The sequence below is a fragment of the Micromonospora sp. NPDC048040 genome (genome assembly GCF_055587185.1).
This window is the reverse complement of sequence record NZ_JBVJGT010000001.1, coordinates 488,611-497,398: the sequence shown is the minus strand read 5'-3', so window position 1 is coordinate 497,398 and position 8,788 is coordinate 488,611. Positions and strand designations below refer to the sequence as shown.

The following is an 8,788-nucleotide window of genomic DNA, read 5'->3' as shown; positions in this document are numbered from 1 at the left end:
AACGAGCAGGCCGCGCTCAAGTGCGTCTACATGGCCTTGATGAGCCTCGACCCGACCGGCACCGGCCGCCGGCGCTGGACCATGCGCTGGAAAGCGCCCCTGAACGCCTTCCAGATCGCCTTCGAGGGCCGGCTCACCCCGGCCAACCACTGACCACCTCAACAACCAAGATCAGCCGTTAACTTGACACTCCCACGACTCCTGGAACCCGCCATTGTAGTGATGGAGCCAGGCGGGTAGGGCTGCTCGGCGGGCGTGCTCTGAGTTGTAGAAGCGTCGTAGTGCCCAGCCGTCGGTCATGGTGCGGTGAAACCGTTCGACCTTGCCGTTGGTTTGGGGCCGGTAGGGGCGGGTCTTCTTCGGCTTGATGCCGAGTTGGTGGCAGGCGTCGCGCCAGGCATGTGACTTGTAGGCCGAGCCGTTGTCGCTCAGGACGCGTTCGACGGTGACGCCGCGGTCGGCGAACCAGGCGACAGCGTTGCGGAGTACGTCGATGGCGGTGGTGGCGGTTTCGTCGTTGTGGATCTCGGCGTACGCGACGCGGGAGTGGTCGTCGATGACGGTGTGCACGAACGCCGTGCCGATGCGGGGGTCGTAGCGGGTGTTGCGGGCGCCGGTGCGTCGGGCGGTGGCCCGCCGGTGGCGCTCGCCCTGGGCTCGGCCGACGTAGCGCCAACCACCGCCGTCGGGGATGCTGCCGTACTTCTTGACGTCGACGTGCAGCATCGCGCCGGGCTGGTCGTGTTCGTAGCGGCGGATCGGCTCGCCGGTGGCGCGGTCGATGTGGGACAGGCGGTTGATCCGGCAGCGGGTCAGCACGGCGTGCACGGTCGAGGCCGGCATCGCCAGCTGGCCGGCGATGGGCACCGGTCCGAGTCGCTGTTTCCAGCGTAGGTGCACGATCTTGCGCACCAACGGCTGGCCAGTCTTAGCGGGGCTGCGGTGCGGGCGCGATGACCGATCCGTCATCGCGGTCGCACCATGCTCGGCATACCGCACGGCCCACCGCTTCGCGGTCGGCCAGGACACGTCATAGCGCTCGGCCGCCCGAGCGACCGGCCAGCCCTCGTCCACGATCAGACGCGCCAAACGAAGACGTGCACGGGGCGTCAAAGCAGCGTTAGCGTGGGACACGAAGGCTCCTGGTTGGCGGAGCGGTTCCTAGACAGCTCCACTCCACAACCGGAGGCCTTCGTCATCACGTCTATCTACGTCGTGTCGTCACACGACCTCAAACAACGTCCCTGGGCAGTACATCTAGCGGGACAGAATCTGCCTGATCGCCGGGCCGAGGGCGACCACGCTGGCCGCGTCGTCGGGCTGATGCGTCGCCCATACCACGCCCCCCATCACCTCCGAAGGATCGGAAAGTCCGGAAAGAACGCGCTCCACCGTTGAGCAGCCCAGTTCCGCCAGAAGCCGGCGGGCGAGCTCTCCGTCACCCGCGATGGCTTCGGCTGGCCAGGTGGCAGTGCCCAACCAGGCGAGCAACGGGCGCACCACCGCGGCCAGATCGGCCTCCGACTGCGTCATCTTGGCGATCATCCGTGGGATCGACGCCTGATCGATATTCGCCGCTTGGTCGCCCGACAGATCGCGCAGCTCATCGTGCAGGGCCTCGGGCACACGATGTCGCACCAACGCCGCATCGTCGCCGGCCGGCCTGAACTGGACGTCCCCCTCATCCAATTCCAGGGCGGTGATCATTTCACTCAACAGGCTCCTCGATCCGCCTTGAACACCCAACTCCGAAAGAAAGAGTTCCAGGTCGATCGAATTCGAGGTGGCGAGATCGACACCGAACCGGTCGCGTTGCCAGGCGATCGCACCCGGATGCACCGACGCGGAGCCGATGAGAACGTCGTCGGCGCCGTACAGGGCCAGCGTGAGATCACCAGGACACCTGCAGATGTCTTTCAGCACCTCACCTGACGTGGTCAATGTCCGCAGCTTCTCCAACGCCGTGGAATCCGCGACTTCGGCGAGCACATCGCGATCCGGCAAAGGAGGGCCGTCCTCCCCTTCGGACAAAATTCGAGCAACGCGGACATGAGCCCATGCGTCTTCGAGCCATTGCCGCATCCGTTTAGTGTTCTTGCGTGAATTCAAGGGACGAACACCATCCTGGTCGTTCGGAACTACCGGAAACGGCTCGGCCGGCACCGAAAGGTGCCGGCCGAGCTGCCAAACTACCGCCTCACCACACTACAGGCCGCCCAGTGGCAGGTGCCCATACCAGGTTGGACCAAAGTGCTGAGCAGGGTGGGCTCGTCCACCCGCTTTGAGGCCTCACGAACTCTGAGACCACTCGCGGGCAGCAGAGTGAAGTTCGGCATGGATTCGCCGGATCGATAGATCTTCACCGCAGTAGGCGTCGACCGTCCGCTCTCCACCCGGAAGGCGTCCGTATCCAACAGCTTCTTGGAGTACGGCACGTAGACAGCAATCTCCGTTCCCTCCGGGACAGTGAAGTTGCCGTTCGCAACGTCGTGCTTTCCGTGCCCGGCGAACACCACTTCACCGTCCGGACGACCGCCTGGCATGATCGCCTTGGGCGGCGCGGGGGCGGCACGGGTACGGGCTGCTTGCTCCGCGCGCGTGAGGATGTCATCGGCCCATTTCCTGTTCTCGGCCCAGGTCATCAGGGCAGAACCGGCCCGGCGGAGAGTGTCGACGATCGGGTCGATCTTCTTGATCAGCTTGAGGGCCTTGCCCCATGGCACCATGTCGATGAGCGCCCAGGCACACGCCTTCAGGTCACCACCGATGCAGCCCATGATGTCGTTGATGCCAAAGAACTCGAGCAGAAGCTGGCCGCCCGCCTTGACGATGATGTCGATGGCGTTCTGCTTCTTGACTTCCTTGGCGCGTTTGATCTGCTCGTCGGTGGGGCCGCCACCCTTGCCGCCGCCATTGCCGCCACCGGCCTCGTGGGCGGCGCGGGCCGCAGCCCAGTCGTCATCCCCACAACTGCCGCCGCAGCCGTCGTTGTCGCCCTTCGTCTCGACGACCTCACCGTTGGGCAACTCGTAGTCGGCCCCGCCGCTGCATGCGTCGTCCGAGCAGTGCTTCTGGCCGCTCGGGTCAGAGAACGTGATCGGGTTGTTGTTGCTGTAGGCGTAGGCGTTCCACTGCTGTGGGTCTTTCAGATCCTGGACCGGGTCCACCGAGATGAAACGTCCCAACCCGGGGTCGTACTGTCTGGCCCCGATGTTGGTCAGACCGGTCGGGTCCTTGTCGCCGCCGACGAAGCCCTTGTTGTTGGTCCACTGCGGCTGGCTGCCACGCGGATCGCCGTACGGGGTCTGCCGTCGGACGCTGACCGCCTGGGTACCCGCGTCGATCGCGGTCTGCTGGGTGCCCTGGTGGTCGGTGTAGAGCCAGGTCAGCCCGTTGGACGTGCGGTTACCGACGGTCCTTCCGGCGAAGCTGTAGTAGCGGGTGCCGGTGACGACCGAGCTGTTCTCCCGCCGGATCTCCTGGCCGGGCAAAAAGAGGGTGGTGCCGGTGGCGTCGCGGCGGATGAGCCGAACACCGTTGGCGTCGTAGATGTTGGTTTCGACGGTCTGCCCACCCGCGCTCACCGAGGCGAGCTTGCCCTCGGAGTTCCAGTTCAGCGTCTGGGAGTTCGTTGGGTTGTCGCAGCTGTTCGCGGTGGTGCCAACCGGCCGACAGGTCATGTTGCCGGCGTCGTCGTAGGCGTACTTGGTGGTGACCGCCGACTGGCCCGGCGCCTGGGTGACGACCTGGGTGACGGCGTGCGGGCGGACGACGTCCTTGCCGCTGGTGGGCGTCGTGTAGGAGCGGGTGGTGTCGCCCGCGGCGGTGTGCACCCTCTCGGTGCTGCGGTTGCCGACGTCGTCGACGGTCCACTCGTGCCAGTACGGCGCCGGGCCGCCCAGGTTCGGCACGCTCGGGTCCGCGGCGCAGTCGATGCCCGACTTCGGCGTCCACGCGTTGGTCATCCGCCGCAACTCGTCGTAGCGGAAGCACTGGGTGTCGGCCGCGCCGACCTCCGGGGTGTCCGCGATCGACAGGATGTTGCCCGCCGCGTCGTGCGTGTAGCGGGTGTCGACCACAGTGCCGGCGGCGGCCTCCGGCTTGATCTTCATCCGGTCGACGCGCCGGGTGGTCAGGTCGTAGTAGCTGGTGTCCTGGACGTAGACCCCACCATCGGTCTTGCGGGTGGTCAGCGTCGGCTCACCGTACTGGGTGTAGTCCTGGCCGATGACGTAGCGGCCGACGTTGATCAGGTTGGTGGCCAGCTCCGTCGGCAGGCCCGTGACGGAGTCGTAATTCGTCTCGACCTTCTCGGTGGTCAGGCCGCCGCCGGCCGGGTAGGTGATGGCGGTCGGGCTGCCGTCGTACGGCGAGTACCCGTAGGCGTAGATCCACGTGCCGGCCAGGCTGGCGCCCTCGTTGGCGGGGATGACGTAGTTCGCGCCGGTCGGCTGGTAGCGGGTGTTGAAGCCGCGCGCCTGCCACTTGTAGGCGTTGGCGGAGCCCGCCGACTCGTACCGGATGCTCTGGGTGAGCTGACCGCGGACGGTCTCGCCGCTGTAGAGCTTGTCGTACTTCCACTCGGCGAGCTTGTTCGTCGCCGCGATGCTGCCCTGGTAGAGGCCGGTCCGCCGGCCCAGCGAGTCGTACTGGTTGACCAGCACGTTGTCGTTGGCGTCCTTCGTCGTCTCCACCTGGTCGTACTCGGTGTACGTCGTGGTGACGGTGCCCTTGTCCGGGTCCTTGCCGCTGATCTGCCGGCCCTTGACGTCGTAGGTGTTCACCCACTCGTTGCCGCCGGTGTCCTTGACCAGCGTGAGCTGACCCTTGCGGTTGTACGTGTACGTGGTGACGTGGTCCGGCTTGGTGCCGGTCCGGTCGGCCTGCTGCCGCAGCTCAAGGGTCCGGCCCTCGATGTCGGTCTTCGTCGTGGTGACGGTGCCGCCCTGCGGCGGGGTCACGGTGGTGGTGTCACCCAGGTACCGGGTGGTGGTGCGCCACTTCTCGATCAGGTTGGTGATGCCGTCGGTGCCGAAGAAGACCGCGTCGGTGGGCCGGGAGGCGTTGTCGTAGACCATCTTCGTCAGCGCCGGCACCGACCACTCCGGCTCCCACCAGAGCGCCCCGCTCGGCGCGCCCGGCTCGGCGTGCGCCTGGTAGGTCGTCACGGCGCGCCCGGTCGCGTCGTACAGCGTGTCGGTGACCACCCGGTCCCCGCCCACGCCAGCCTTCTGCGTCTGGCGCGGCCGCAGGAAAGCGTCCTTGACGTCGTACGACGTCAGGTAGCCGCCGCCGGCGTGGAGCACCCGGCTCTTGGTGTACGGGTAGGCGTCCTTGTCCGGCGCGTAGTGGTAGGTGTACTCGACCGACGGGCTGGTCGGGTGGTCGGCCTTGGCCCAGCCGTTCTTCCAGCCCCGGGCGAGCCGACCCATCGGGTCGTACTCCATGTCGGCGACCCGGCCGTTGTAGTCGGTGGTCCGGATCGGCTGGCCCCAGTAGGGCCGCGTCTCGATGGTGGTGGTCCAGTCGGTGGTGCTGCCGTTCGGGTCGGGCGTCTTGGTGACCACCTTGGTGACCGGCCCACCCGTGGCCGGGGTGTACTCCGTGGTCGCCGTCCGGCCGCGTACATCAGTGGCGGTCTTCGGCCGCCCGTACGCGTCGAAGGTGGCCTGGCTGACCGTCTGCCACACGGTGCCCCCGGCGAGCGACCAGTCCTTGAGCTTGTCGACCCGGGTCACCGCGCCGGTGGTCGGCGCGGTGTCGATGCTGGTGGCGCCGTCGTAGAACTTCCGCTCGTCGGCGACGATGTCGTCCTCGCTGGCCGGCGCGGTCGCACAGGGCAGCACCTTGACGGTGAGCCGCTTGACCGTCTGCGTGATGTTCGCACCGGTGTTACGCGTGTACTCGTACGTGGTGCACTTCTCGTCGCCGGTCTTGGCGATGTCACCGTCGGCTTGGACGGTCTCGATGGTGCCGTACGTGTCATGAAAGGTCGACACGTTGCGCGAGGTCCGCCACCCGGCGACACCGTCCACGCCGAGCGCGACGGCGCTGTAGGCGATCCGGGTGTTGGTCCAGCGGGCGGTGACCTCGTCGCCGTTGATGGTGCGGGTGGCGAGCGCCGGCGAGCGCCACGGCACGTTGACGGTCTTGCTGACCGGCTTGGTGTCGACGCCGTTGTAGAGCACCTGCTCGCGCACCATGCCGGCGAACTGGTCCTCGTCGTACACCGTCTCGGTGCCCAGGGACGCGGCGACGGTGACCTCGCGGGCGCCGCCTGACTTGTTCAGCCGGTCGCCGTGCATGCCGCGCAGGAAGGTGGTGCGGGTCAGGGTCTGCGTCGGGGCGTCGCCCTTGCGGACCTCGACCTGGGCGTAGCCGCGGAACTGGTTCCAGGTCTTGCGCTTCGGCTTGACCAGGCCGTTGTCGTCGGCGTAGTGCCACGCCGGCGTGCCCAGGTACTTGTAGTAGGTGTTCTGCACCGGCTGGCCGCGGTCGGAGCCGCTGGCCATGACCATGATGTCCGACTCGGACACCTGCTTCACGACGTACTTGTGCCAGTACTCCGTGAGTTCCTTGCTGGAGTCGTACGGGTCCGGGCCGACCACCGGGTAGCAGAGCCGGGTGTTGGTCTCCGGCGCCGACGGCAGGCTGCCGGAGGTGCAGTCGGGCAGGCTGTAGGTGACCTGGATCTTGCCGCCGGTCTCGGTGACGATGTTGCCGATCCGCATCCGGTTGTTGCTGGTGTTGTTCTTGCTGAGGACCCGGTTCGGCATCGACACCGGCTCGAACGTCACCGGCGGCATCGCCTCCGTGCCGCCGACGAGGCCCTTGTACTGCAGCGAGCCGAGCCACAGGCCGGCGTGGTCGCTGCCGTCACCGACCGAGGGGTAGGTGTGGCCGAGCGTCCACGAGTCGACCGGCTGCCACGCCGGGGTGTTCTTGGTGGTGTCCCACACCTGGGTGGTGACGGTCGACAGCCGCTTGGTGGTCCAGAACGTCGGACCGTAGTTCTCCTTGCAGTCCGCCGCCCCGGCCGTGCACTCCTGGTCCCACGGCACGTCCTTCCAGTGCGCCGCGTCCTTGATGTGGCAGTCCGACGCGCACCGGTCGACACTGTTGAGGACGACCTGCGCGAGCGGGGTCACGGACCGGTCGGTGGCGCCGCGGTCCCAGGTGCCATAGTCGATCCGCTTGAGCACGCCGCCCCGGGTGTACAGGGCCTTGTTGGTCGACGTGGCGTTCTTGGCGTAGTAGTTGGTCTCCTTGTCGTACCAGTACGACAGCGTGTTGCCACGGGGATCGACGACGTAGTCGAGGTTCCACCGCCACGTCTGGTTGCAGAACGACGAGGCGAACGACGAGACGTTGCACGGCTCGTTGGTGTGGTTGCCGGCGACGGGGACGGTCCACGCCGAGTTCGTCGCGCTGCCCTGCCCCGGCAGGTTGTTCAGGCCGAAGAAGTACTGCACGCCGTCGGACGTGGTGACCTTCCAGTGCTCACCGTTGTCGTCGCCGTTGCCGGCGCCGGTCAGCTTCTCGATCTTCGAGCCGTCCTCGCTGCGGGTGTGCCAACCCTTGCCGGCCTCGTAGATCAGCTCGCCGCCGCGCCCGTTCAGCGACAGGGTGGCGTTGTCGGACCGCCAGCACTGGTCACCGGTGCGGTTGGTGCTGTTGTTGCCGCCGGTCATGTCGTCGGCGCACGGCACGTAGCTGCGCTCGATGTAGCCGGACCAGAGGTCGAATCCCTCACCGACCCAGGACGGCTGGCTGTTCGACGCGTCCGACTGGCCGTCGACCTTGTCGGAGGTGTAGGACAGGCCCAGGGTCGGCGCCGGGCCGCCGATGGCCGGCGGCATCCGCATCGGGTACGACCAGGTGAAGCCGCCCGTCGACGTGCCCGCCGACCAGGTCGCGCTGGCCGACATCGGGGTGGCGGAGAAGTCGCCCTCCGGCCCGGAGGAGCCGGCCGCCAACGCCACCAGCGTGGCGGTTCCGGCGCTCCGCGCGTCCGCGCCGCTCGCCGTGACCGGCACCTCGGCGCGGACGGAGCTGCCGTCGTTGCGGGACTTCAGCGGGGTGGCCGCGCACTCGGCCTTCCCGGGGGTGCGCAGCCCGCACTCCGGCACCTGCCAGAGCGTGAGCCGCGACGACCAGTTGCCACCGAAGGCGTGCTTGAAGCCGCGGTAGTCCACCGAGACGGTGGCGGCGGCCGGCTGGGGCGCGGCCCCGTCCGGCGCGGCGGTCGCGCCCGCCCTGGTCGCCGGCGGGTCGGCGCTGGCGCCGCCGACGCGCAGCAGCAGGCCGTCGCGCCAGCGCGCCGGCACCGCCGACCGGTCCAGCACCTCCACGGACACCGCCGACGCGCGGTCGCCCGCCGCGCCGGGGGCGCGGCTCACCGACACCGGCAGTGCTCCCGCCTTGACCGGAGCAGCGGCGGCCCGCCGCTCGCCGGCCGGGGCGTCGGGCAGGGTCACGGTCGCCTTGCCCGGCTCCGGCCACACGGGGGCGGCGAGCTTCGCGCTCTCCGCCTCCTTGACGGGGTACGCCCGCCCCTGCGCCGTGCCGCCGTGCTTGTCGAGCTTCTCCCGCTGGCCGGTGAGCTTCGTCGGGTCGGGCGCCGCCTGCGCGGGCACCGACAGGCCGGAGACGGCGAGGGCGCCGGTGAGCGCCGCCGCCACGGCGACATGGATCCGGTTAGGCCGCTTTCGCAGCTTTTGTGGTGGTTCGAGGAGTGGTTTCGGGACGCGTTTCACTGTGCCTCCACAGGCTCGGTCGCAGGGATCGA

The 8,788-nt window shown here is 68.2% G+C and carries 2 protein-coding genes and 2 pseudogenes; 1 reads left to right on the top strand and 3 read right to left on the bottom strand.

What is annotated here, in order from left to right:
* Nucleotides 1-153 (top strand): annotated as a pseudogene (locus ACZ6O2_RS02230) (IS256 family transposase); the annotation flags it as partial.
* A gap of 60 nt (nt 154-213) precedes the next feature.
* Here ACZ6O2_RS02230 and ACZ6O2_RS02225 read toward each other — a convergent pair.
* The 3 genes and pseudogenes from ACZ6O2_RS02225 to ACZ6O2_RS02215 all read right to left on the bottom strand — a co-directional run.
* A pseudogene (locus ACZ6O2_RS02225) lies at nt 214-1,134 on the bottom strand (IS481 family transposase); the annotation flags it as partial.
* 123 nt (nt 1,135-1,257) lie between these two features.
* A complete protein-coding gene (locus tag ACZ6O2_RS02220) occupies nt 1,258-2,109 on the bottom strand; it encodes a hypothetical protein (RefSeq protein WP_466021700.1) in 852 nt (283 codons plus the stop codon).
* Between the two features lie 80 nt (nt 2,110-2,189).
* The gene (locus tag ACZ6O2_RS02215) at nt 2,190-8,681 is read right to left on the bottom strand and encodes an RHS repeat-associated core domain-containing protein (protein WP_466021699.1); all 6,492 of its coding nucleotides are present in this window, start codon (nt 8,679-8,681) and stop codon (nt 2,190-2,192) included.
* Between the last annotated feature and the right edge of the window lie 107 nt (nt 8,682-8,788).